At 61.4% G+C, this 22,858-nt stretch carries 17 protein-coding genes; 5 read left to right on the top strand and 12 right to left on the bottom strand.

Going from position 1 to position 22,858, the window contains the following annotated elements; all coding sequences use genetic code 11:
* Positions 1–48: 48 nt before the first annotated feature.
* Positions 49–807: a DeoR/GlpR family transcriptional regulator gene (locus C9411_RS22750; protein WP_004930797.1), complete on the top strand. Its 759-nt coding sequence runs from the start codon at positions 49–51 to the stop codon at positions 805–807.
* Between the two features lie 247 nt (positions 808–1,054).
* Entirely contained in the window at positions 1,055–2,563 is a 1,509-nt protein-coding gene (gene glpD / locus C9411_RS22755) for a glycerol-3-phosphate dehydrogenase (RefSeq protein ID WP_107227978.1), read from the top strand.
* A 59-nt stretch (positions 2,564–2,622) separates the two neighbouring features.
* Here glpD and glgP read toward each other — a convergent pair whose 3' ends face one another.
* The 6 genes from glgP to asd all read right to left on the bottom strand — a co-directional run bounded on the left by glgP (position 2,623) and on the right by asd (position 13,783).
* Positions 2,623–5,070 carry a glycogen phosphorylase gene (gene glgP / locus C9411_RS22760; RefSeq protein WP_063991714.1) on the bottom strand — a complete coding sequence of 816 codons (2,448 nt, stop codon included), beginning with the start codon at positions 5,068–5,070 and terminating at the stop codon, positions 2,623–2,625.
* Positions 5,071–5,211: 141 nt separating this feature from the next.
* Positions 5,212–6,642 carry a glycogen synthase GlgA gene (gene glgA / locus C9411_RS22765; RefSeq protein ID WP_063991715.1) on the bottom strand — a complete coding sequence of 477 codons (1,431 nt, stop codon included), beginning with the start codon at positions 6,640–6,642 and terminating at the stop codon, positions 5,212–5,214.
* Positions 6,643–6,777: 135 nt separating this feature from the next.
* The gene (gene glgC / locus C9411_RS22770) at positions 6,778–8,055 is read right to left on the bottom strand and encodes a glucose-1-phosphate adenylyltransferase (protein ID WP_107227979.1); all 1,278 of its coding nucleotides are present in this window, start codon (positions 8,053–8,055) and stop codon (positions 6,778–6,780) included.
* A 15-nt stretch (positions 8,056–8,070) separates the two neighbouring features.
* Positions 8,071–10,053, bottom strand: coding sequence for a glycogen debranching protein GlgX (gene glgX / locus C9411_RS22775; RefSeq protein ID WP_107227980.1), 1,983 nt, complete (start codon positions 10,051–10,053; stop codon positions 8,071–8,073).
* Complete coding sequence (glgB, locus tag C9411_RS22780; RefSeq protein ID WP_063991717.1) at positions 10,050–12,236, bottom strand: 1,4-alpha-glucan branching protein GlgB; 2,187 nt, start codon at positions 12,234–12,236, stop codon at positions 10,050–10,052. The genes glgX and glgB overlap by 4 nt, the downstream gene beginning before the upstream one ends.
* A gap of 443 nt (positions 12,237–12,679) precedes the next feature.
* The gene (gene asd, locus C9411_RS22785; RefSeq protein ID WP_049205578.1) at positions 12,680–13,783 is read right to left on the bottom strand and encodes an aspartate-semialdehyde dehydrogenase; all 1,104 of its coding nucleotides are present in this window, start codon (positions 13,781–13,783) and stop codon (positions 12,680–12,682) included.
* A gap of 193 nt (positions 13,784–13,976) precedes the next feature.
* On the opposite strand from asd, the gene C9411_RS22790 reads away from it, so the two are divergent.
* Positions 13,977–14,570, top strand: a complete 594-nt coding sequence (locus tag C9411_RS22790) for a YhgN family NAAT transporter (protein WP_060431488.1) — start codon at positions 13,977–13,979, stop codon at positions 14,568–14,570.
* Positions 14,571–14,600: 30 nt separating this feature from the next.
* Here C9411_RS22790 and gntK read toward each other — a convergent pair whose 3' ends face one another.
* The 4 genes from gntK to C9411_RS22810 all read right to left on the bottom strand — a co-directional run bounded on the left by gntK (position 14,601) and on the right by C9411_RS22810 (position 18,868).
* On the bottom strand, positions 14,601–15,128 hold the full coding sequence (gntK, locus tag C9411_RS22795) for a gluconokinase (RefSeq protein WP_063991718.1): 528 nt from the start codon (positions 15,126–15,128) through the stop codon (positions 14,601–14,603).
* A gap of 101 nt (positions 15,129–15,229) precedes the next feature.
* Complete coding sequence (gene gntT / locus C9411_RS22800; protein ID WP_033636339.1) at positions 15,230–16,546, bottom strand: gluconate transporter; 1,317 nt, start codon at positions 16,544–16,546, stop codon at positions 15,230–15,232.
* A 340-nt stretch (positions 16,547–16,886) separates the two neighbouring features.
* Positions 16,887–17,882, bottom strand: a complete 996-nt coding sequence (gene gntR, locus C9411_RS22805; protein WP_107227981.1) for a gluconate operon transcriptional repressor GntR — start codon at positions 17,880–17,882, stop codon at positions 16,887–16,889.
* 290 nt (positions 17,883–18,172) lie between these two features.
* Positions 18,173–18,868 (bottom strand): pirin family protein, encoded by a 696-nt coding sequence (locus C9411_RS22810; protein ID WP_107227982.1) that lies wholly within the window; start codon positions 18,866–18,868, stop codon positions 18,173–18,175.
* 389 nt (positions 18,869–19,257) lie between these two features.
* Between C9411_RS22810 and C9411_RS22815 the strand changes: the two genes are divergently transcribed.
* Entirely contained in the window at positions 19,258–19,773 is a 516-nt protein-coding gene (locus C9411_RS22815) for a GNAT family N-acetyltransferase (RefSeq protein ID WP_060441401.1), read from the top strand.
* Positions 19,766–20,944 carry a P1 family peptidase gene (locus C9411_RS22820; RefSeq protein ID WP_107227983.1) on the top strand — a complete coding sequence of 393 codons (1,179 nt, stop codon included), beginning with the start codon at positions 19,766–19,768 and terminating at the stop codon, positions 20,942–20,944. Before C9411_RS22815 ends, C9411_RS22820 begins: the two co-directional genes overlap by 8 nt.
* A 61-nt stretch (positions 20,945–21,005) precedes the next feature.
* Here the strand turns inward: C9411_RS22820 and iolE are convergent, their stop codons facing one another.
* Positions 21,006–21,902 (bottom strand): myo-inosose-2 dehydratase, encoded by an 897-nt coding sequence (iolE, locus tag C9411_RS22825; protein WP_019455194.1) that lies wholly within the window; start codon positions 21,900–21,902, stop codon positions 21,006–21,008.
* A 59-nt stretch (positions 21,903–21,961) separates the two neighbouring features.
* Positions 21,962–22,846, bottom strand: a complete 885-nt coding sequence (locus C9411_RS22830; RefSeq protein WP_063991722.1) for a sugar phosphate isomerase/epimerase family protein — start codon at positions 22,844–22,846, stop codon at positions 21,962–21,964.
* Positions 22,847–22,858: the final 12 nt, after the last annotated feature.

Consider the following 22,858-nt stretch of genomic DNA (forward strand, 5'->3'; position numbering starts at 1 on the left):
GCCGGGAGCTGTGCCCAGCGGGCATAGCGGGCGTTTTAGGGGATTATCGTGAAGCAAACACAGCGTCATGACGCAATTATCGAGCTGGTGCGCCTGCAGGGTTACGTCAGCACGGAAGAGCTGGTCGAACATTTTGACGTCAGCCCGCAAACGATTCGCCGCGATTTGAATGACCTGGCCGACCAGAACAAGATCCAGCGTCACCACGGCGGCGCGGCGCTGCCCTCCAGCTCGGTCAACGCTGCCTATAACGATCGCAAGGTGATGTGGTCGGAAGAGAAAGCCCGCATCGCGCAGCGCGTCGCCAGCCAGATCCCGGACGGCGCCACGCTGTTCATCGATATCGGCACCACGCCGGAAGCGGTGGCCCATGCGCTGATGAACCACAAGAACCTGCGCGTGGTCACCAACAACCTCAACGTTGCCACCCTGCTGACCGCCAAGGAAGACTTCCGCCTGATCCTGGCCGGCGGCGAAGTGCGCACCCGCGACGGCGGCATCATGGGCGAAGCCACCCTGGACTTCATCTCCCAATTCCGCCTCGATTACGGCATTCTCGGCATCAGCGGCATCGATATGGACGGCTCGCTGCTCGAATTCGACTATCATGAAGTGCGCACCAAACGCGCGATTATCGAAAATTCCCGCTGCGTGATGCTGGTCACCGACCACTCCAAATTCGGCCGCAACGCCATGGTCAACCTGGGCAACATGAATCTGATCGACTACCTGTTTACCGATCAGTTACCGCCGCCGAGCGTGATGAAAATCATCGAACAGTACGACGTGCAGCTGGAGCTGTGCTGATTCAGCCGTAACCTGTGGGGCGGCGCGCCGCCGCCCCGTTTCCCGCCCTCGCCCCCTTATCGACAGCCGTTTGCGCGCTCGCACCATATCCACATCATTTATGTGACTACCATCACCAAACTGTTACCTCTATCACGCCTAAATGTTTTTGTTTGGTTAAGTCTTGGCTTGCTTGTTGGTTTTTGATTACAATCATGAGCGAAAACGAACATGAAAGAGCTATTTCGAACATCTGGAGGAAGATGACGTGGAAACCAAAGACTTGATCGTTATCGGTGGCGGCATCAACGGTGCCGGCATCGCGGCGGATGCTGCCGGGCGCGGGCTGTCGGTACTGCTACTGGAAGCGCAAGACTTGGCCTGTGCTACGTCTTCCGCCAGTTCCAAACTGATCCACGGTGGCCTGCGCTACCTGGAACACTACGAATTCCGTCTGGTGAGCGAAGCGCTGGCCGAGCGTGAAGTGCTGCTGAAGTTGGCGCCGCACATCGCGTTCCCGATGCGCTTCCGCCTGCCGCATCAGCCGCACCTGCGTCCGGCCTGGATGATCCGTATCGGCCTGTTCCTGTACGATCACCTGGGCAAACGCACCAGCCTGCCGGGCAGCAAGGGTTTGCGCTTTGGACCAGAGTCGGTGCTGAAGCCTGAACTGAAGCGCGGTTTCGAATATTCCGACTGCTGGGTCGACGATGCTCGCCTGGTGGTGCTAAACGCGCAGGAAGTGGAAAAACGCGGCGGAGAAGTGCGCACCCGCACCAAAGTGACCCGCGCATGGCGTGAAAACGGCCTGTGGATGGTGGAAGCGGTCGATATCGACAGCGGCAAAACCTTCACCTGGCGCGCCAAAGGCCTGGTGAACGCCACCGGCCCGTGGGTGAAAAACTTCTTCGACGACGGCCTGAAGCTGAAATCGCCTTACGGCATCCGCCTGATCAAAGGCAGCCACATCGTGGTGCCGCGCGTGCACGATCAGCCGCAGTCTTACATTCTGCAGAACGAAGACCACCGCATCGTGTTCGTGATCCCGTGGAATGACGAGTTCTCCATCATCGGTACCACCGACGTAGAGTACAAAGGCGATCCGAAAGATGTGAAGATCGACGAGAATGAAATCGCTTATCTGCTGAAAGTGTACAACGATCACTTCAAGAAGCAGCTGGGCCGCGACGACATCGTCTGGACATACTCCGGCGTGCGTCCGCTGTGCGACGACGAATCCGATTCACCGCAGGCGATCACCCGCGATTACACGCTGGACGTGCACGACGAACAAGGCAAGGCGCCGCTGCTGTCGGTCTTCGGCGGCAAGCTGACCACCTACCGCAAGCTGGCCGAGCACGCGATGGAAAAACTGGCCCACTACTACCCAGGCTGCGGCCCGGCGTGGACCAAAAACGCCACGCTGCCAGGCGGTGACATCGGCGGCGATCGCGACGGCTACGCGGCCAAACTGCGCCGTGCGCACGGCTGGCTGCCGGAAGCCCTGGCGCGCCGCTATGCCCGTACCTACGGCAGCCAGAGCGAGCTGATCCTGGCCGGCGCCAACGGCCTCGCCGATCTGGGCGAAGATTTCGGCCACGGTCTGTATGAAGCCGAACTGCGCTACCTGACCGAGAAAGAGTGGGTCGTAGAGCTGGCCGACGCCATCTGGCGCCGCACCAAGCTGGGCATGTGGCTGGACGAAGCGCAGCAGGCGCGAGTGCAAGCCTGGCTGGCAGAACACGCGAAAACGAAAGCGCTGTCTCTGGCTTCCTGAGCCACAGCGTAATGAAAAAGGGCCGGTTATCCGGCCCTTTGTTTTTTTCCTCTCCCGCTTTACAGCTTCACCGGCTGAATGTGCCAGATTTCGTCCGCGTATTCCTGAATGGTGCGATCGGAGGAGAAGTAGCCCATGTTGGCGATATTCAGCACCGCACGCCGCGTCCACTCGTCCTGATTGAGATACACCTCGTCCACCTTGTCCTGCGTGTCCACATAGCTGCGGTAATCCGCCAACAGCTGATAGTGATCGCCGAGGTTGACCAGCGAGTCGAACAAATTGCCATAGCGTTTCGGCTCTTCCGGGCTGAACACGCCGGTGGCGATCTGCGTCAGCGCCTGATGCAGCTCTGGGTCTTGCTCATAGTACTGGCGCGGGTTGTAACCGTTGCGGCGCAGTTCCTCGACCTGCTCGGCGGTATTGCCGAAGATAAAGATATTCTCCTCCCCCACGTGCTCGCGCATCTCGACGTTGGCGCCGTCCAGCGTACCGATGGTCAGCGCACCGTTCAGCGCGAACTTCATGTTGCTGGTGCCCGAGGCCTCGGTGCCCGCCAGCGAGATCTGTTCCGACAGATCCGCCGCCGGGATAATGATCTGCGCCAGGCTGACGCCGTAGTTCGGAATGAACACCACCTTCAGCTGGGTATGCACGCGCGGATCGTTGTTGATCACTTTGGCCACGTCGTTGATCAAGCGGATGATCTGCTTGGCGGCATAGTAGGCCGACGCCGCCTTGCCGGCGAAGATCACCACCCGCGGCACGCGCTCGATCTCCGGATCGTCCAGCAGACGGTTATACAGCGTGATGACGTGCAGCACGTTGAGCAGCTGCCGTTTGTACTCGTGGATGCGCTTGATCTGCACGTCGAACAGCGCATCCGGGTTGACCACCACGTTGAGCGTTTTGGCGATGTACAGCGCCAGCCGCTCCTTGTTCTGCCGCTTGGCGCGCTGCACCGCCTGCAGGAAACTCGGGTAATCGACGTTGGCTTTGATCTCGCTCAGCTGGCTGAGATCGGTGCGCCAGGTCTGGCCGATGCAGTCGTCCAACACCGCCGCCAGCGGCGGGTTGGCCAGTGCCAGCCAACGGCGCGGCGTCACCCCGTTGGTTTTGTTGCAGAAACGATTGGGGAACAGCCGGGCGAAGTCGGCGAACAGCGACTGCACCATCAGTTCGGAATGCAGGGCGGAAACGCCGTTGACCTTGTGGCTGGCTACCACCGCCAGCCACGCCATGCGTACCCGGCGGCCGTTGGTTTCATCGATGATCGAGACCCGCGCCAGCAGGTCGTTGTCGCCCGGCGCCACTTCCTGCACCATCTTGAGGAAGTGATCATTGATTTCGAAAATCAGCTGCAGATGGCGCGGCAAGATGCGGCCAATCATGTCCAGCGGCCAGGTCTCCAGCGCCTCGCTCATCAGCGTGTGGTTGGTGTAGGAAAACACCTGCTCCACCACTTCCCAGGCGTCGAGCCACTTGAATTTGTGCTCGTCGATCAGCCGGTGCATCAGCTCGGGAATCGACAACACCGGGTGGGTGTCGTTGAGGTGAATGGCGATCTTGTCCGCCAGGTTGTCGAAGGTTTTGTGCATCAGCCAATGGCGGTTGAGAATATCCTGCACCGTGGCCGACACCAGGAAATACTCCTGTCGCAGCCGCAGCTCACGCCCGGAGGAGGTCGAGTCGTCCGGATACAGCACGCGCGACACGTTCTCCGAGTGGTTTTTATCTTCCACCGCCGCGAAGTAATCGCCCTGGTTGAACTTGCCGAGGTTGATCTCGTTACTGGCCTGCGCGCCCCACAACCGCAGGGTGTTGGTGGCATCGGTGTCGAAACCGGGGATCACCTGATCGTAGGCGATGGCCACGACCTCTTCGGTCTCCAGCCAGCGCGCCTTGGCGCCCTCCTGCTGCACGCGGCCGCCGAAGCGCACCTTGTAGCGGGTGTTATGGCGCGGAAACTCCCACGGATTACCGTACTCCAGCCAGTAGTCCGGCGACTCCATCTGTTGGCCGTTGACGATGTTCTGTTTGAACATGCCGTACTCGTAGCGAATGCCGTAGCCGCGCCCCGGCAGCGCCAGCGTCGCCAGCGAGTCGAGGAAGCAGGCCGCCAGGCGGCCCAGACCGCCGTTACCGAGCCCGGGATCGTTCTCTTCCTCCAGCAGCTCCGCCAGGTTCAGCCCCATCTCGTTCAGCGCGTTGTCGATATCCTGATAGATGCCCATCGACAGCAGCGCGTTCGACAGCGTGCGACCGATCAGGAACTCCATCGACAGGTAATACACCTGCCGCACGTCTTGAGACAGCTGGGCGCGGTTGGAACGCAGCCAGCGCTCCACCATGCGATCGCGCACCGCGAACAGCACGGCGTTCAACCAGTCGTGCCGGTTGGCGATGGCCGGATCCTTGCCGACGATAAACATCAGCTTATAGGCGATGGAGTGTTTCAGCGCTTCCACACTGACCGTAGGTGAGGTGTAACTAAACGGTGAAGTCATGGCTTTTTAATCCCTTGTAGGGAGCCCAGCCATTCGCCGCGGAATAGCTGGCCCCGCTGAACATGGACGCGTTACGCCGCGCCCCGACAATCTACCCTTATGGCTGCCCGCCGCGCGTCAACCCGAGACGCGAAACGCGGGCTACAAGCGTTGATAAAGCGATAAATACTCTTTCGCCGCCACCGGCCAGCCGAAGTCCACGCTCATGGCGTGGCGCTGAACGTGGCGCCAGTGTTTCGGCCGGCTCCACAGCACCATGGCGCGGCGGATGGCGTTGCCCAGCGCGACGGCATCGCAATCGTCGAACACGAAGCCGCTGGCGGTGCCGTCGGCCAGGTTTTCCAGCGCGCAGTCCACCACCGTGTCCGCCAGCCCACCGGTGCGGCGCACCAGCGGCAGCGTGCCGTATTTCAGGCCGTAGAGCTGCGTCAGGCCGCAGGGCTCGAAGCGGCTCGGCACCAGAATCACGTCGGCGCCGCCGATGATGCGGTGGGAGAAGGATTCGTGATAGCCGATCTGCACCCCTACCTGCTCGGGATAATCGGCGGCGGCGGCCAGAAACGCCTGTTGCAGCACCGCATCGCCGGCGCCCAGCAGCGCCAACTGCCCACCCTGCGCCAGCAGTTCAGGCAATGCCTGCAGCACCAGGTCCAGACCTTTTTGGCTGGTCAATCGGCTCACTACCGCGAACACCGGCAGCGATTCGTCCACCTTCAGCCCCATGGCCTTTTGCAGATGCAGCTTGTTTTTGACCTTGCTTTTCAGATCGTCGGCGTCGTAGCGGGCACTCAGCCGCGGGTCGTGGGCCGGATCCCAAATCTTGTCGTCCACCCCGTTGAGGATGCCGCTCAGCTTGCCCTGCCGCTGCCGCTCCTGCAGCAGCCCCTCCATGCCGTAGCCGAACTCCGGCCGGGTGATCTCGCGCGCATAGGTCGGGCTGACGGCGGTCACGTGGTCGGCATAAAACAGCCCGGCCTTGAGGAACGACATCTGGCCGTAGAACTCCAGGCCATAGACATCGTAAAACGACGCCGGCAGCCACAGCTCGGTCACGTGATGGCCGGAAAACAGCCCCTGATAGGCCAGGTTGTGTACGGTGAACACCGAACGCGCCGGGTGGCCGTTGGCGGCCAGATAGGCGCAGCTCAGGCCGGCGTGCCAGTCGTGGGCGTGCACCAGCTGCGGGCGCCAGTAGCGATCCAGCCCCTTGGCCAGCTCGCAGGCCATCCAGCCCAGCAGCGCAAAGCGGCGATGGTTGTCGGGGTAGGCGTACATCGATTGATCGTGGTACGGGCTGCCCGGCCGGTCATACAGCCAGGGCGCATCGATGAGATAGATGCCCACGCCATGGTAGGTGCCGTAACGCAGGCCGACCCGGCCGGCAAACGAGTCGATTTCCGCCACCAGCGAGGTGTCGGGGATGCCGTTGCGTACGTCAGGGAAAGCGGGCAATAGCACCCGAACATCGGCGCCTTCGGCGATTTGCGCCGCCGGCAACGCGCCAACCACGTCTGCGAGTCCGCCCGTTTTCAGCAGGGGGAACATTTCAGAACATACGTGTAAGACCTGCATTATCACTCCTGAAAGTCGGCCGAAGGCCTCTGGATAAGAAATAAAGCAGGCTTGCCGCTGTTATGCGTGCCGCGTTGCGCAAGCCATCGAACCGTTCATCAGGCGGCAGGCTATCGTTCTGCCGCCCACGTTAACTCACAATTTTGACAACATTTCGCGCGTCACCAGCACGATGCCGCCTTCCGAGCGATAAAAGCGCTTGCTGTCCTCATCGGCGTTTTCCCCGATCACCATGCCCTCCGGAATGTGGCAGGCGCGGTCGATGATGCAGCGCCGCAGGCGGCAGGAACGGCCGACGTTCACGTCCGGCAATAATACGGTAGAGTCGATGGTGCAGAACGAGTTCACCCGCACGCGCGGGAACAGCACCGAATGCACCACCACCGAGCCCGAGACGATACAGCCGCCGGACACCAGCGAGTTCATGGTCATGCCGTGGCTGCCGGAGCGATCCTGCACGAACTTGGCCGGCGGCAGCGGCTCCATGTGGGTGCGGATAGGCCAGGCGCGGTCGTACATGTCCAGCTCCGGCGTCACCGACGCCAGATCGAGATTGGCGCGCCAGTAGGCGTCCAGCGTGCCCACATCGCGCCAGTACGGCGGCAGATCGGGGTTGGACGTCACGCAGGACAAGGTAAACGGATGCGCCCACGCCGCCTGCTGCGCGGTGATTTTCGGGATCAGATCCTTGCCGAAATCGTGGCTGGAGCCGGGAGTCGACATATCCTCTTCCAGCAGTTGAAACAGGTAGGCGGCATTAAAAATATAGATGCCCATGCTGGCCAGCGACATATCCGGGTTGCCCGGCATCGCCGGCGGATCGGCGGGCTTTTCCAGAAACTCGATGATGCGGTCGCTTTCATCCACTTTCATCACGCCGAATTCGCCGGCCTGTCTGCGCGGCACCGGCAGACAGGCCACGGTGCACTGAGCGCCCTTCTCGACGTGGTCGATCAGCATGCGCGAGTAATCCATCTTGTAGATATGGTCGCCCGCCAGGATCACCACGTATTCGGCCTCATAGCGGCGGATGATGTCCAGGTTCTGGTACACCGCGTCGGCGGTGCCCTTGTACCAATGTTCGGTGCTGAGGCGCTGCTGAGCCGGCAGCAGATCGACGAACTCGTTCATCTCCTCGTTGAGAAACGACCAGCCGCGCTGAATGTGCTGCACCAGCGTGTGCGACTGGTATTGGGTGATCACGCCGATGCGGCGGATGCCGGAGTTCAGGCAGTTCGACAGGGCGAAATCGATGATGCGGAACTTGCCGCCAAAGTGGACGGCGGGTTTGGCGCGGGTGGAGGTCAAATCTTTCAGACGCGAGCCGCGGCCGCCGGCCAGGATCAGCGCTACGGATTTAATCGGCAACTGGCGCGCCAACATCAGGGGGTCTTTATTTTCAAACCTAACCATAGCGGACTCCTTTTATTATTTCCGTACCAGAACGCAAAGCGAGCGCGCGTCCAGGTGCCAGGCGGGTAACACCGCCCGTGAGTCTTCCTGAGTGAACGGAGCGACAACCTGCCAATCGCCTTCCGGCAACCTCATCTCCACCGTTTGCGGCGTGGCGTTGACCAGCAGCAGCCAGCGCTGCGACAGCAGGATCTGCATGAGCAGATCGCCCTGCTCCCACTGCTGCGCGTCGAGCGGCTGGCCTTGCGCGTTCAGCCACTGCACGCAGCCATCGTCCTGCTGCCACCAGCGATCCTGTTGCAACGCGGGGATCTGGCGGCGCAGCGCGATCAGCGCCGCGACGTAGTCGGTCAGCGCATCATCCGCCGTGGACCAGTCGAGCCAGGTGGTGGCGTTGTCCTGACAATAGGCGTTGTTGTTCCCCTGCTGGCTGTGTCCCTGTTCATCGCCGGCCAGCAGCATCGGTGTTCCCTGGGACAGCAACAGCGTGGCGAGCATCGCCCGCTGGCTGGCCCTGCGGCGTTGCACAATGGCGTCGTCGGCGACCAGGCCTTCCACACCGTGGTTGTTGCTGAAATTACGATCGCTGCCGTCGCGGTTGCCTTCGCCGTTCGGCTGGTTGTGTTTCTCGTTGAAGCTGACCACGTCCTGCAGGGTGAAGCCGTCATGGGCGGTCAGCATGTTGACGGTGGCGTATGGCGCTCGCCCGCGCTGGTTGTACACATCGCTGGAGGCGGCAAAACGCCGGGCGAACTGGCCGAGCGACACGCCGCTCTGCAGCCAGAAACGGCGCATGTCGTCGCGGTAATGGTCGTTCCATTCGGCGAAGCGGCCGGGAAACGCCCCCACCTGATAGCCGCCGGGGCCAACGTCCCAGGGTTCGGCGATCAGCTTGCAGCGCGACAGCACATCGTCCGCCAGCATCGCCTGGAACAGCGGGGCATCGCGATCGAACCCCGGCGTGCGGCCGAGCACGCTGCCCAGATCGAAACGGAAACCGTCGATGTGGCACTCCCGTACCCAAAAACGCAGGCAATCCATCACCCAGGCCACGCCCTGCGGCTGATCCAATCGCAGGGTGTTGCCGCAGCCGGTGTCGTTGACGTAGTCACCCTCCGGCGTCAGCCAGTAGTAGCTCAGGTTATCGATGCCGCTCAGCGACAGCATCGGCCCGTCCCTGTCCAGCTCGGCGCTGTGGTTGAACACCACATCCAGGATCACCTCGATACCGGCTTGGTGCAGCGCCTTGACCGCATCGCGAAATTCGTTCAGCGGCGTGCCCTCGGTGCTCAGGCTGGCGTAGCGGTTGTCCGGCGCATAGGGCGCCAGCACGTTATAGCCCCAGTAGTTGATCAGCCCCAGCCGCTGCAGGCGCGGTTCGGAGGTATGCTGCTGCACCGGCAGCAGTTCCAGCGCGGTGATGCCGAGGCGTTTGAAGTGGGCGATCATCACCGGGTGCCCCAGCGCGGCGAAACTGCCGCACAGCGCCGGCGGGATTTTCGGGTGCAGCAGCGTCAGGCCGCGCACGTGCGCTTCGTAAATCACCGTCTGCCCCCATGGCGTGGCGGGCGGGCGATCGTCCTGCCAGTCGTACCGTTCGTCCACCACCACGCATTTCGGCATCAGCTCCGCGCTGTCGTGCGGATCCGGTTGCTCATAACCGCCGTGCAGGTGCGGGTGGTCCCCCACCGGCCCTTCTACCGCGCGCGCGGCCGGATCGAGCGCCAGTTTGTTGGGGTTGAAACGCTGCCCGTTCGCCGGGTCAAACGGGCCGTAGACGCGGAAACCGTAACGTTGCCCCGGCCTGCCGCCCGGCAAATAGCCATGCCAGATATCGCCGCTGCGCGCCGGCAGCAGCAGGCGCACCTCGCGCTGCTGGCCGTCGAACAGGCACAGTTCCACCCGCTCGGCGTGCGCCGAATACAGGGTAAAGTTGATGCCTTCGCCGTCGTAATGGGCGCCCAGCGGCGCGGCGAGGCCGGCCGTCAGCTCCGTCATGACGCCTCCCGCAGCAAATAAATGGTCGCCAGCGGCGGCAGCGTCACGCAGATGGAAAAGTCGCGGCCATGGCTGCCGACCGCTTCGGAAGAGACCCGCCCCTGATTGCCGGCGTTGCTGCCATGATAGTGGTGCGAATCGGTATTGAGGATCTCGCGGTAGCCGCCGGCGCGCGAGAGGCCAATGCGGTAGCGGTAGCGCGGCACCGGGGTAAAGTTGCTGATGGCGATCAGCTCATTGCCCTGCGAATCGTAGCGCGCGAAGGCGAACACCGAATTGTCGTGATCGTCAACCACCAGCCACTCGAAGCCGTCCGGGCGGTAGTCACGCTCGTACAGCGGCGCCTGCTGCCGGTAGCAATGGTTCAGATCGCGCACCAGCCGCTGCACGCCGTTGTGCCAGTTATCCAACCCCTCCAGCAAATGCCAGTCGAGGCTGGTATCGAAATTCCACTCACGCCCCTGCGCGAACTCGCAGCCCATAAAAAGCAGCTTTTTGCCCGGATGCGCCCACATAAACCCGTAATAGGCGCGCAGGTTGGCGAACTTTTGCCAGGCGTCGCCCGGCATGCGGTCGAGGATCGATTTTTTGCCGTGCACCACTTCATCGTGCGAGATAGGCAACACGAAGTTCTCGGTATAGGCGTACAGCATGCCGAAGGTCATCTGGTTGTGGTGATACTTGCGGTGCACCGGATCGCACTTCATGTAATTGAGCGTGTCGTGCATCCAGCCGAGGTTCCATTTGTAGTGGAACCCAAGACCGTTGGCGTCCGGCGGCAGGGTGACGCCGGGATAGTCGGTGGACTCCTCCGCCAGCGTCACCGCGCCCGGCTGCGCCTGCCCGATAGTCTGGTTGGTATAACGCAGGAAGGCGATCGCCTCCAGGTTCTCGTTGCCGCCGTAGTAATTCGGCACCCACTCGCCGTCGGCGCGGCTGTAATCGCGATAGATCATCGACGCCACCGCATCGACCCGCAGCGCGTCGATACCGAAACGCTCCAGCCAATACAGCGCGTTGCCCGCCAGGTAGTTGCGCACCTCGTGGCGGCCGTAGTTGTAGATCAGCGTATTCCAGTCCTGGTGGTAGCCCTCGCGCGGATCGGCATATTCGTACAGCGCGGTGCCGTCGAAATTCGCCAGGCCGTAGGCATCGCTCGGGAAGTGCCCCGGCACCCAGTCGAGGATCACGTTGATGCCCGCCTCATGCGCCGCCGCCACGAACGCCCTGAAATCGGCCGGCGTGCCGAAGCGCCGGGTCGGCGCATACAGCCCCAGCGGCTGGTAGCCCCAGCTGCCGTCGAACGGGTGCTCGTTGATCGGCAGCAGCTCGATATGGGTGAATCCCATGTCCTTCACATAGTCGATAAGCTGCACCGCCAGCTCGCCGTAGCTGAGCCAGAAGTGGTTATCGGTGTGGCGGCGCCATGAGCCGAGATGCACCTCGTAGATGGCGATCGGCTGGTCAAAATCGTTGGCGCGGCGGCGCGCCTGCGTCGACGGCACCACCTCCGGCAGCGGCGCCACCAGCGAGGCGGTGTCCGGGCGCATCTGCGCCTCGAAGGCGTAAGGATCGGCTTTCAGTTGGGTATTGCCGTAGCAATCGACGATTTCATATTTGTACAACTGGCCGGCCCGCACGCCGGGCAGGAACAGCTCCCAGATGCCGTTTTCACGCCGCAGACGCATCGGATGGCGGCGGCCGTCCCAGAAGTTGAACTCCCCCACCACCGAGACGCGCTGGGCGTTGGGCGCCCAAACGGCAAAGCTGACGCCGTCGACGTCATCCAACGTGGCGAGGTGAGCTCCCAGGCGTTCATAGGGGCGCAGGTGCGTGCCCTCGGCCAGCAGCCAGCTGTCGATATCCTGCAGCAGCGGGCCGAACCGATAGGGATCGTCGACCGTCTGTTGGTGATCGCGCCAGCTGACCTGCAGCTGATAGCGGAAAGGATTTTTGCGCCGCGGCACCACGGCACTGAAGAAGCCGCGCGGATCGTCGCAGTTCAACTGCACCAGCCGCCGGCCGGTTTGCTGTTCCACCAGCCAGACTGCGCCGGCGTCCGGCAGCAGCGCGCGCACCTGCAGACCGTTATCGGTCGCATGCATGCCAAGCAGAGCAAAGGGGTCGGCGTAATGGCCGGAGATGATCTGATCAATCACGTCACGATCGGGAAGTACAGGCATAGTCTTCTTCCTTAGATTAACAGCATGATCTAAGCACGGCTTGTTGGTTATTCCTTGGCCGTTTTGGTCATCATGCAATGCATTCGGTATCCAAAGCGTGATTGCGGTCGGTTATTGACCAATCTTTACTCTGCCGACCTGAATTTCGCTCTTTATGCTTATTTTTTGAAATATTTCAGTCATGGTGAAAAATTGTTCGCCCATGCGTTAAGCATAGCCAATGTCTGTTAAAAACTGCTCAGCATTGCTCAGGAAAATTCTTCATTAAGAAAACTGCCAGCCTGCCGTCATCTGCATGCGGCGGCCGACGAGGAGATATGCGGGGTAGAGCCCGGTGAAACGAGGCTTGCGGTGACGTTGCCCGGCGCGGTGCGCGGCGAACAAAAAAGCGGAAAATAAGGCTTTAGGGGGCTGAAAGCAGCCAGCCCCCTGAAAGCAAGGATTTACAGCAGGATACGCAGCATGCGGCGCAGCGGCTCGGCCGCGCCCCACAGCAGTTGGTCGCCCACGGTGAACGCCGACAGGTATTCCGGCCCCATATTCAGCTTGCGCAGACGGCCGACCGGCGTATTCAGCGTACCGGTCACCGCCGCCGGCGTCAGTTCGCGCATGGTCAGCTCGCGGTCGTTCGGGATCACGCGCACCCAGTCGTTGTGCGTCGCCAGCATCTGCTCGATGTCCGGCAGCGACACGTCTTTTTTCAGCTTCAGGGTGAACGCCTGGCTGTGGCAACGCAGCGCGCCAACGCGCACGCACAGACCATCGACCGGGATCACGCTGCCGGTGTTCAGAATCTTGTTGGTTTCCGCCTGGCCTTTCCACTCTTCACGGCTCTGGCCGTTGTCGAGTTGCTTGTCGATCCACGGGATCAGGCTGCCGGCCAGCGGCACGCCGAAGTTATCGGTCGGCAGTTTGCCGCTGCGGGTGGCCTCGGTCACCTTGCGTTCGATATCCAGAATGGCGGAAGCCGGGTCCTGCAGCTCCTTCGCCACGTCGGCATGCAGCATGCCCATCTGGGTCAGCAGCTCGCGCATGTGGCGCGCGCCGCCGCCGGAAGCCGCCTGGTAAGTGGCGACCGACGCCCACTCCACCAGATCGTTGGCGAACAGACCGCCGAGCGACATCAGCATCAGGCTGACGGTGCAGTTGCCGCCGACGAAGGTTTTGATGCCTTTGTCCAGGCCCTGCTGAATCACCGCGTGGTTGACCGGATCCAGGATAATGATGGCGTCGTCCTGCATGCGCAGCGAAGAGGCCGCGTCAATCCAGTACCCCTGCCAACCACTGGCGCGCAGCTTAGGATAAACTTCGTTGGTATAATCGCCGCCCTGACAGGTAATAATGATATCGAGCGCGCTCAGCGCGTCGATGTCATACGCATCCTGCAGCGTGCCCTGCTGGCCGCCGAAGGCCGGCGCGGCGGAACCGTGCTGCGAGGTGGAGAAAAAGACCGGGCGAATGGCGTCGAAATCGCGCTCTTCCGTCATGCGTTGCATGAGAACCGAGCCGACCATTCCGCGCCAACCGATAAAACCAACGTTTTTCATAATATCTGTGTCCCGCCCGGATAAGGGCTTATGTAGGTGATAACGAGTTGTGTGCAATATCTCCTCACCTTACAAAATGTCGGCGCGGGCGCAAAGTGAATTTATTCGATGGCTGGGGATTTCTCAGCAATCCTTCTTATAGGCAAGGACGCGGCCGGAAAGGCCGAGGCGTTTTCCCGATCACGAGGTCACCATGACAGAGATGATTTCCGCTACGGTATTGCTGTTTTTAATTATGGATCCGCTGGGCAATCTGCCGATTTTCATGTCGGTGCTCAAACACCTGGAGCCGCGCAGGCGCCGGGTGGTGCTGATCCGCGAGCTGCTGATCGCCCTGCTGCTGATGCTGATCTTCCTGTTCGCCGGCGAGAAAATTCTGGCGTTCCTCAACCTGCGCACTGAAACCGTCTCCATTTCCGGCGGCATCATCCTGTTTCTGATCGCCATCAAGATGATTTTCCCGTCTCAGGAGGGCAACAGCTCCGGGCTGTCCGCCGGCGAGGAGCCCTTCCTGGTGCCGCTGGCGATCCCGCTGGTGGCCGGGCCGTCGATTCTGGCGGCGCTGATGCTGCTGTCGCACCAGTATCCGCATCAGCTGCCCCATCTGGTGGCGGCGCTGTTGATCGCCTGGGGCCTCTCTGCGGCCATTTTGTTGATGTCGAACCTGTTCCTGCGCCTGCTGGGCAGCAAAGGTGTCAGCGCGCTGGAACGGTTGATGGGGCTGATTCTGGTGATGCTGTCGACCCAGATGTTCCTGGACGGCATACGGGCTTACATGAAGCTGTAGGCGCCTGGCGGCGCCGACGACGGCCCGCGCTTAGCGGGCGGTGATGCGGTTGATGCAGGCGAGCGTATCGGCGACCACGCCGTCCAGCGGCTGGTTGATGTCGATCGCTTGCACATCCGGCTCCTGCTCGCCCGGCTCTTCCAGCGTGGCGAACTGCGAAACCAGCATCTGCGGTTTGAAGAAGTGACCTTTCCGCTGCTTCAGGCGTTCTTCGATCACCGCCTTGTCGCCTTTCAGGTAGAGGAAATGCAGGTTGCTATTTCCTTCACGCAGGCGGTCGCGATAGCTTTTTTTCAGCGCCGAACACACCAGCAGCGACACCGGATTGGTGCGTTGCATGGCGAAGATGGCGTCGTTCAAGGCCGCCAGCCACGGGGCGCGATCGTTGTCGTCCAGCGCGTGCCCGGCAGCCATTTTGTTGATGTTGGCGCGCGGATGCAGGTAATCGCCGTCCAGCATGGCGGCCTCGGCCTCGTGGGCGACGGTGCTGGCTACGGCGGATTTGCCGCTGCCGGACACCCCCATCAGGATAAATACGTGATTCTGCGGATTACTCATTGTGTCATGCCCCTATGGGAACTGGCGCGAGCGCGCCAAATGCGTCCCAACTGATAAAGATACTCTGGAACGCCGACGCCCCGCAGGGCGTCGGATAACGATTATACGACCGTCGCCAGCAGCAGGCAGCCCACCAGGCCGCACACCGAGATGATGGTTTCCAGCACCGACCAGGATTTGATGGTTTCCATGATGCTCAGGTTGAAGTACTCCTTGAACAGCCAGAAGCCCGGATCGTTAACGTGCGAGAAGATAACGCTGCCGGAACCGACCGCAATCACCATCAGCTCAGGGCTGACGCCGGTGGTGGCGATCAGCGGGGCGACGATGCCGCCGGCGGTGATCGCTGCCACGGTGGCGGAACCCAGCGCCAGACGCAGCGCGGCGGCGATCGACCAGGCCATCAGAATCGGCGAAACGTTGCTGCCTTCCATCAGACCGGCGATGTACTGCTCGACGCCGCTGTCCACCAGCACCTGCTTGAAGGCGCCGCCGCCGCCGATGATCAACAGCATCATGGCGATGATTTTAATCGAATCGGTGATGGTGCCCATCACTTCATCCATGGTGCGGCCGCGGTTCAGGCCGAAGGTGAAGATGGCGATCAGCACGGCGATCAGGGTCGCCATCACCGGGTCGCCGAAGAACTCGGCGAAGCGCAGCAGGCTGTGGCCCTTCGGCAGCACCATTTCAGCGACCGCGCGCAGCGCCATCAGGATCACCGGCACCAGCGACGTGGCGACGCTGACGCCGAAGCTCGGCATCTCTGCTTCGGTAAAGGTTTTCGGGTTGTACAGGCCTTCCGGCACCGGCTTGTCGATGCCTTTCAGGAAGCGGGCATAGACCGGGCCGGCCAGGATCACCGTCGGGATCGCCAGCAGCGTGCCGTACAGCAGGGTTTTACCCATATCGGCATGGAAGATGGTGGCGATGGCGGTCGGACCCGGGTGCGGCGGCAGGAAGCCGTGAGTCACCGACAGCGCGGCGGCCATCGGCACGCCGACGTACAGCAGCGGGATGCGCGCGGAGGCGGCGATGGTGAACACCAGCGGCAGCAGCAGCACGAAGCCCACTTCGTAGAACAGCGCGAAGCCGACGGTGAAGCCGGTCAGCACCACCGCCCATTGAATATGTTTTCTGCCGAACTTGTCGATCAGCGTGGTGGCGATGCGCTGCGCGCCGCCGCAGTCCGCCAGCAGTTTGCCGAGCATGGCGCCGAAGCCCATGATCAGCGCCAGGCTGCCCAACGTGCCGCCCACGCCAGCCTTGATGGAGCCGATGACTTTATCGACCGGCATACCCTGTGCGATCCCGACCGCCAGAGCAACCAGCACCAGAGAGATAAAGCCGTTCAGCTTGAAGCGGATCATCAGCAGCAGCAGCAGCGCTACGCCGCCTGCAACAATCACTAATGGCATAATTTTTCTCCAACCTTTTATCGCGACTCTCTTTACGATAGGCGTAAAGCGTGCGGTTGTTTTATTTTTAGGCTCTTTCCCGGTGTTTAAGAAGAGCTGTAGGTGTTGTTGAGTCAGAGGTTCAGTCTTGCAGCAAGATGACCGCACGCTCGTTGTTACCGGTATCATGATACCGGTAACAGAATAAGTACCGGAACCGGGTAAGCGGCTAAAATTCGCGTTCTGGGACAGAGATCAAACTTATGCCGGCAACGAGCGGCGGGCTTACAGGCGGGATAGCCCGCGCGCCTCAGGGCGCGCTGCAAAAAGAAAGGGTGTTAAAACAGAACGTTAAAATGGCTCAGATACTGCCGCCGGGGATCACGGTGAAACCGACGTCCACCATGCTCGGGCACACCGTTTCGCCGCGCAGCCGGGCCAGCAAGCGCTCGGCGCCGATCTGCCCCATGCGTTCGCGCGGTGTCAGCACGCTGGCCAGCTTCGGCACCATCACCTGGCCGATATCATGGCCGTGGAAACCGGCGATCGCCATGTCCTGCGGGATCGACAGCCCCTGCCGCTGGCACTCGAAGGCCGCACCGATCGCCAGGTCGTCGTTGGTGCAGAAGATACTGTCGATCTGCGGGTAGTCGCGCTGCGCCAGGCGCAGCAGCTCACCGCCGGCAGAATAGGAGGAAGAGCGCGCGGTCATGATGCTGTACGGCTCCAGGCCGGATTCGCGCATCGCCTGCTCATACCCCTGCTGCTTGATGATGGTACGCTCATCCTGACGGGCGCCGAAATAGACCACGTGACGGTGGCCGTGCGCGATGATCTGCTGGGTCATCTGGCGCGCCGCCTCGAAGTTGTTGAAGCCCACCGCCAGATCGATGCACGGCGAGACGCAGTCCATCAGCTCCACCACCGGAATGCCCGCCACCTCGATCATTTTCAGGGTGCGCGGCGTGTGATGGCGCTCAGACAGGATCAGGCCGTCGATATTGTAAGAAAGCAGCGAGGTCAAACGCTCTTCTTCACGCTCCGGCAGGTAGCCATAGTGCGCCAGCATGGTCTGGTAGTTGTGCGCGTCGGTAACGCTTTCGATGCCGCGCAGCACTTCGGCGAACACCTGGTTGGTCAATGACGGCAACAGCACGCCAATCGCCCGGCTGGTGGCGTTGGAGAGGATGTCCGGCGCGCGGTTGGGGATGTAGCCCAGCTCATCCAGCGCGACGGCGATTTTTTGCTGCAGGGCGGCAGAAACCTGGTCGGGATTGCGCAGATAACGGCTCACCGTCATCTTGGTCACGCCCACCTTGTCCGCCACATCCTGGAGTACCGGCCGTTTTTTCTTCATTATCAATGAACTGACTAACCGTGAATGGGCAGTCATTTTAGCAAAAAAAACGGCGGGCCGATATTGTCGGTTATGCGACGGCCAACGCAAAAAGGGCTCACATCGTGAACCCTTCATACGGTGACAAAGGGGAAAAAGCGTGGTTTTTCCCCTTTGTGATTGTCAGCCGAAAATCAATAAATTGATTTTCCTTGTTTTTATATGCTGCCGGCTTTCAGTCGGGCAACGTCATCAGGCTTGTCGTTAACCTCAAGGGCTCACATCGTGAGCCCTTGAAATTTGCCGCTTAATCACACCGGCGGCAGATCGAACAGCAGGATTTCGCTCTCTTCGTCGGCCTGAATCGTCAGCGCCGATTCATCCCACACCGCGAATGCGTCGCTGATGCCGGCGGCCTCGCCGTTGACCGAGACCTTGCCGCGCACCACCTGGATCCAAACGCGACGGCCGGCGGCGATCGGATACTCACCCTGCTCGCCTTTATTCAACGCCCAACGCGACAGCGTCATGTCCTGGAACACCTTCAGCGAGCCGTCGCGCGCATCCGGCGACAGCACCAGCTGACGACCCTGCGGCGCGTCGAACATGCGCTGCTCGTAGCGCGGCTCCAGCCCGACCTGATCCGGAATGATCCAAATCTGATACAGGTGCAGCGGACGATCCTGATTGGCATTGTACTCGGAGTGACGTACCCCGGTGCCCGCGCTCATGATCTGGAATTCGCCGGCCTGGATCTGCTCCTTGTTGCCCATGCTGTCCTGATGCTCCACCGTGCCGCTCAGCACGTAGGTCAGGATTTCCATGTCTTTATGCGGGTGGGTACCGAAACCCTGCCCCGCGTCGATCACGTCTTCGTTGATCACACGCAGCGCCGAGAACCCCATAAAGTTCGGATCGTAGTAGTCGGCAAATGAGAAGGTGTGCCAGCTATCCAGCCAGCCATGATTGGCGTGGCCGCGGTCATCCGCTTTACGTACATAAATCATATTCAACTCTCCTCAATGTTTTTTTACAGTCTAGTCCTGCGGGCAGAATAAGAAAGCGTAAAAAACTCATGCCTCTGTTCAAAAATTTCGATGGAATGAAACGGCGGATGGGCAACGGATTTGTTGAAGGCGGAAGCGGTTAAAAAAGGGCAAAAAAAAAGCCAGCACCCGAGCTGGCTAAGTAAACACTGGAAGCAATGTGAGCAATGTCGTGCCTTCGCAGCGAGAGTATCAAGGGTTGATGCCCTCCCCGGAACGCATCGCAATAATAATCATTATCATTCGCACCTGTAAAGTGTTTTTTTTGACCCGTTCAAATAATATTGACTCAAGGCAGTAAACGGATAAATTCAGAGGTTATTCAACCGGTAAGCAACAGGAGCAGCGAGATGAGCGAGATCGTGATACGCCACGTGGAAACGACGGATGCGCAGGCTCTGCATCATCTTTATTCTCAGACGCCCGTCTATCGCGATACGCTGCAGCTCCCGCTACCGTCCGTCGAGTCCTGGCAGAAGCGCCTCGCCAATCCCGAACCGGGTACGCATAACCTGGCGGCCTTCATCGACGGGCAGCTTGCCGGCCAGTTGGCCGTCATGCTGAATCAGCGCGTGCGCCGCCGCCATGTGGCCACCTTCGGCATCGGCGTCGATCCGCGCTACCACGGCAAAGGCGTCGGCAGCCGCCTGATGCAGGCGATGATTGATCTGTGCGACAACTGGGCGGCCATCGAGCGCATCGAGCTGACGGTGTTCACCGACAACCCGGCGGCCATTGCGCTGTACCGCAAATTCGGTTTCGAGATAGAGGGCACCAGCCGCGCCTATGCCATGCGCGACGGTGTGCTGGTCGACGCCTACCATATGGCCCGTTTGCGCTCCGGGCAGCCGCACGGCGATGCGTAATCGTCCTCACCCGCAGGGGCCGCTGCGCCGGCCCCTGTGCATCAACCGCCGAACCTTTTTACAAGCGCTGGCCGGCCTGACCGCCGCCGGCATATTCTCTCCTCTCACCCCATTAGGTGCCGCTATGCCAACTTCCGCCGCCGGGCGCCCAGGCGCCCGCAACCTGATTACCGATGTGCCGGGCCTGAAGGTCGGCGTGGCGCAGGACAGCCGGGTGCGTACCGGCGCGACGGTTATCCTGCCGGACAGCCCGGCGATCGCCGCCGTGGACGTGCGCGGCGGCGGCCCCGCCACCCGGGAAACTGACGCGCTGGGTGAAGACAATTTGGTGCAGACCGTCGATGCGCTGACGTTCAGCGGCGGCTCGGTTTACGGCCTGGCGGCGGCGGACGGCGTCGCGGCCTGGCTGGGGCAACAGGGCCGAGGCTACGCGCTGCGCCCGGCCCCCGGCGTGCCGGTCTCCCCTATCGTGCCCACCGCCTGCCTGTACGATCTGGCCAACGGCGGCGACAAAAACTGGCAGCTCACGCCGCCGTATCGCCAACTGGGCATCGATGCGGTCGGCAAGGCCGGATTGGACTTTCCGCTGGGCACCGTCGGCGCCGGCTACGGCGCCATGACCGGCATGGGTAAGCTGAAAGGCGGCCTCGGCTCGGCATCTATCATTGCCACCAATGGCGCTACCGTCGGCGCACTGGTGGCGGTCAACAGTTTGGGTGCAGTGGTCGCACCCGGCACCCGCGCCTTCTGGGCGACCCCCTATGAAATTGACGGTGAATTCGGCAACGGCGGCGCAGCGGCGCTGGCGCAACTGCGTGCGCAGGGCGAAGACTGGATGGAACAAGAGCCGCAGGGCGGCAGAAAGAACACCACCCTGGCCTGCATCGCCACCGATCTGGCGCTGACGCGGGTGGAGTTGAAACGGGTAGCCATCATGGCGCAAGACGGCATGGCGCGCGCCATCCGCCCGCTGCACAGCCCGTTTGACGGCGACGTCGTGTTCGCCCTGTCCACCGGGCAGCGCGAGGTTCAGGGCAGCCGTGAACTGGCGGTGCTGCAAATCGGCGCGCTGGCGGCGGACACCCTGGCCCGGGCGATCGCCCGTGGCGTGCATGCCGCCACGCCGTGGCCGGGCAGCCAGGTCGCAACCTGGCAAACGCTCGGCGGCTAACACGCCGCCATCAAAAAAGGGGCGCCGGCGGCGCCCCTCGATCTTTCTTGACCCTCGCCGCTTAAATGCCGGCGGTTTCCCGAATATAGCGGCGCGCTTTCACCGCATACTCGAACGGGTTGGCCAGCGCCGGATCCTGCTCGGCCTCCACCACCATCCACCCTTTGTAACCACGCTCGTCCAGCAGCTTGAACACCGGCCTGAAGTCGATCACGCCATCACCCGGCACGGTGAAGGTGCCCTTCTTCACGCCATCGAGGAAGCTCAGCTTGTTGGCCTTCACTTCCGCCACCACCTCATCGCGCACGTCCTTCAGGTGGACGTGGTTGATGCGCGGCAGATACTTCTCCAGGATCGCCATCATCGCCTGCTGGCTGCCTTCCGAATAGTAGGCGTGGCCGGTATCGAACAGCAGGTAGACGTCGTCGTTGACCATGCTCATGTAGCGATCGATTTCGGCCGTGGTCTGAATGCCGGTGCCCATGTGGTGGTGCAGACACACCTGCATGCCTTTGCCGGCGGCGATCTTCGCCAGCTCGTTGTAACCGTCGGCCACCCGCTGCCACTCTTCATCGCTGAAGTACGGCTTCTCTTCGAATACGCCTTTGGTGGTACCCTGAATGCTCTTGCTCTGCTCGGAGCAGCCGATCACCCTGGCGCCCATGGCATGCAGGAAATTCATATGGTTGATAAATTCATCGATGGTTTTGTCTTTCTGGCCGTCGGCGAAAAAGGTGCTGAACCAGGCATTGCAGATCTGGATGCCGCGAATGTCCAGCATCGGTTTCAGCACCGCCGGATCGCGCGGGTATTTGCTGCCCACTTCGCTGCCGGTGAAGCCGGCCAGCGCCATTTCGCTGACGCACTGCTGGAAGGTGTTTTCCTTGCCCAGATCGGGCATGTCGTCGTTGGTCCAGCCGATTGGCGCGATGGCCAATTTCACGTTGTCTTTATTCATGGTCTGCCTCGGTCCTTGGAGGGCCGCCGGTGCAAACGCCGCCGGCGAGCCGAATAAGATTATTTGCCCAACAGCTCTCTTTCGATGCGCTCTCTGGTCGCCACCGCCTGGCTCGGCATCTTTTCCGGGTAGCCGAACAGCGAGGTGCAGATGATCGATTCGCCGCCGACCTTGAAGCTGCGGTTGGCAAATTCCATGTCGCGCAGCGTCTGGAACAGGGCGTCGAAATTCACCTCGCCTTCGCCGATGCCGACGTGCTGGTGCACCGCAGCGTCAACGCCCGGCGGGTTGACGATATAACGGCAATGTTTGGTGTGATTCATGGTGTCGGCGATCAGCACGTGGGAAAGATCGTCCCCGGCGTACTGCAACATGCCGGCCACGTTGCCCTGCCCCTTGTCGTAGTAGAAGGTGTGCGGCACGCTGTAGAGGTATTTGACGTGGTCGCTGCGCAGCGATTTCACCAGATCGGCGGTTTCGTTGCTCAGCTCGCAGAAGTCCCACGGGTGCGACTGGATCTCCATACGGATGCCCTCGCGCTCGACGATCGGCAGCAGCTCCTCCATCGAGCGATACCACAGCTCCTCGCAGATCTCCGGTTCGTTGGGGTTGCCCGCCAATTCGGTGTTGATCACCTGCACGCCCATTTCCACCGCGATTTCGATCATCCGCCGCCAGTTTTTGACCGCCGCCTGACGGCGATCTTCGCCCGGCCCGGACCAGCGATACACCACGATAAATGAGGAGATCTCCACGCCGGTCGCTTTCAGGGCGTTTTTATACTCCGCCATGATTTCGCGGCTAGCCTTCGGATGCTTGTAAAACGGGTTGATCTGCGGGTGCGGTGACTGCTCGATGTATTTGTAGCCCCAGTCCGCCACCTGTTGAACCATTTTGGTGACGCCCAAATCCCGTATAACGTCGACATCAAAAGCGATCTTCATGGTCACTCCTCT

It is taken from the genome of Serratia sp. Nf2 (assembly GCF_003028435.1).
Lineage (GTDB): Bacteria > Pseudomonadota > Gammaproteobacteria > Enterobacterales > Enterobacteriaceae > Serratia > Serratia marcescens_L.

Coding starts and splice junctions, on each gene's coding strand:
- glgP (WP_063991714.1), bottom strand. CDS start 5,070: ATGACTTCACCGTTTAGTTACACCTCACCTACGGTCAGTGTGGAAGCG.
- glgA (WP_063991715.1), bottom strand. CDS start 6,642: ATGCAGGTCTTACACGTATGTTCTGAAATGTTCCCCCTGCTGAAAACG.
- glgC (WP_107227979.1), bottom strand. CDS start 8,055: ATGGTTAGGTTTGAAAATAAAGACCCCCTGATGTTGGCGCGCCAGTTG.
- glgX (WP_107227980.1), bottom strand. CDS start 10,053: ATGACGGAGCTGACGGCCGGCCTCGCCGCGCCGCTGGGCGCCCATTAC.
- glgB (WP_063991717.1), bottom strand. CDS start 12,236: ATGCCTGTACTTCCCGATCGTGACGTGATTGATCAGATCATCTCCGGC.
- asd (WP_049205578.1), bottom strand. CDS start 13,783: ATGAAAAACGTTGGTTTTATCGGTTGGCGCGGAATGGTCGGCTCGGTT.
- C9411_RS22790 (WP_060431488.1), top strand. CDS start 13,977: ATGACAGAGATGATTTCCGCTACGGTATTGCTGTTTTTAATTATGGAT.
- gntK (WP_063991718.1), bottom strand. CDS start 15,128: ATGAGTAATCCGCAGAATCACGTATTTATCCTGATGGGGGTGTCCGGC.
- gntT (WP_033636339.1), bottom strand. CDS start 16,546: ATGCCATTAGTGATTGTTGCAGGCGGCGTAGCGCTGCTGCTGCTGCTG.
- gntR (WP_107227981.1), bottom strand. CDS start 17,882: ATGAAGAAAAAACGGCCGGTACTCCAGGATGTGGCGGACAAGGTGGGC.
- C9411_RS22810 (WP_107227982.1), bottom strand. CDS start 18,868: ATGATTTATGTACGTAAAGCGGATGACCGCGGCCACGCCAATCATGGC.
- C9411_RS22815 (WP_060441401.1), top strand. CDS start 19,258: ATGAGCGAGATCGTGATACGCCACGTGGAAACGACGGATGCGCAGGCT.
- C9411_RS22820 (WP_107227983.1), top strand. CDS start 19,766: ATGCGTAATCGTCCTCACCCGCAGGGGCCGCTGCGCCGGCCCCTGTGC.
- iolE (WP_019455194.1), bottom strand. CDS start 21,902: ATGAATAAAGACAACGTGAAATTGGCCATCGCGCCAATCGGCTGGACC.
- C9411_RS22830 (WP_063991722.1), bottom strand. CDS start 22,846: ATGAAGATCGCTTTTGATGTCGACGTTATACGGGATTTGGGCGTCACC.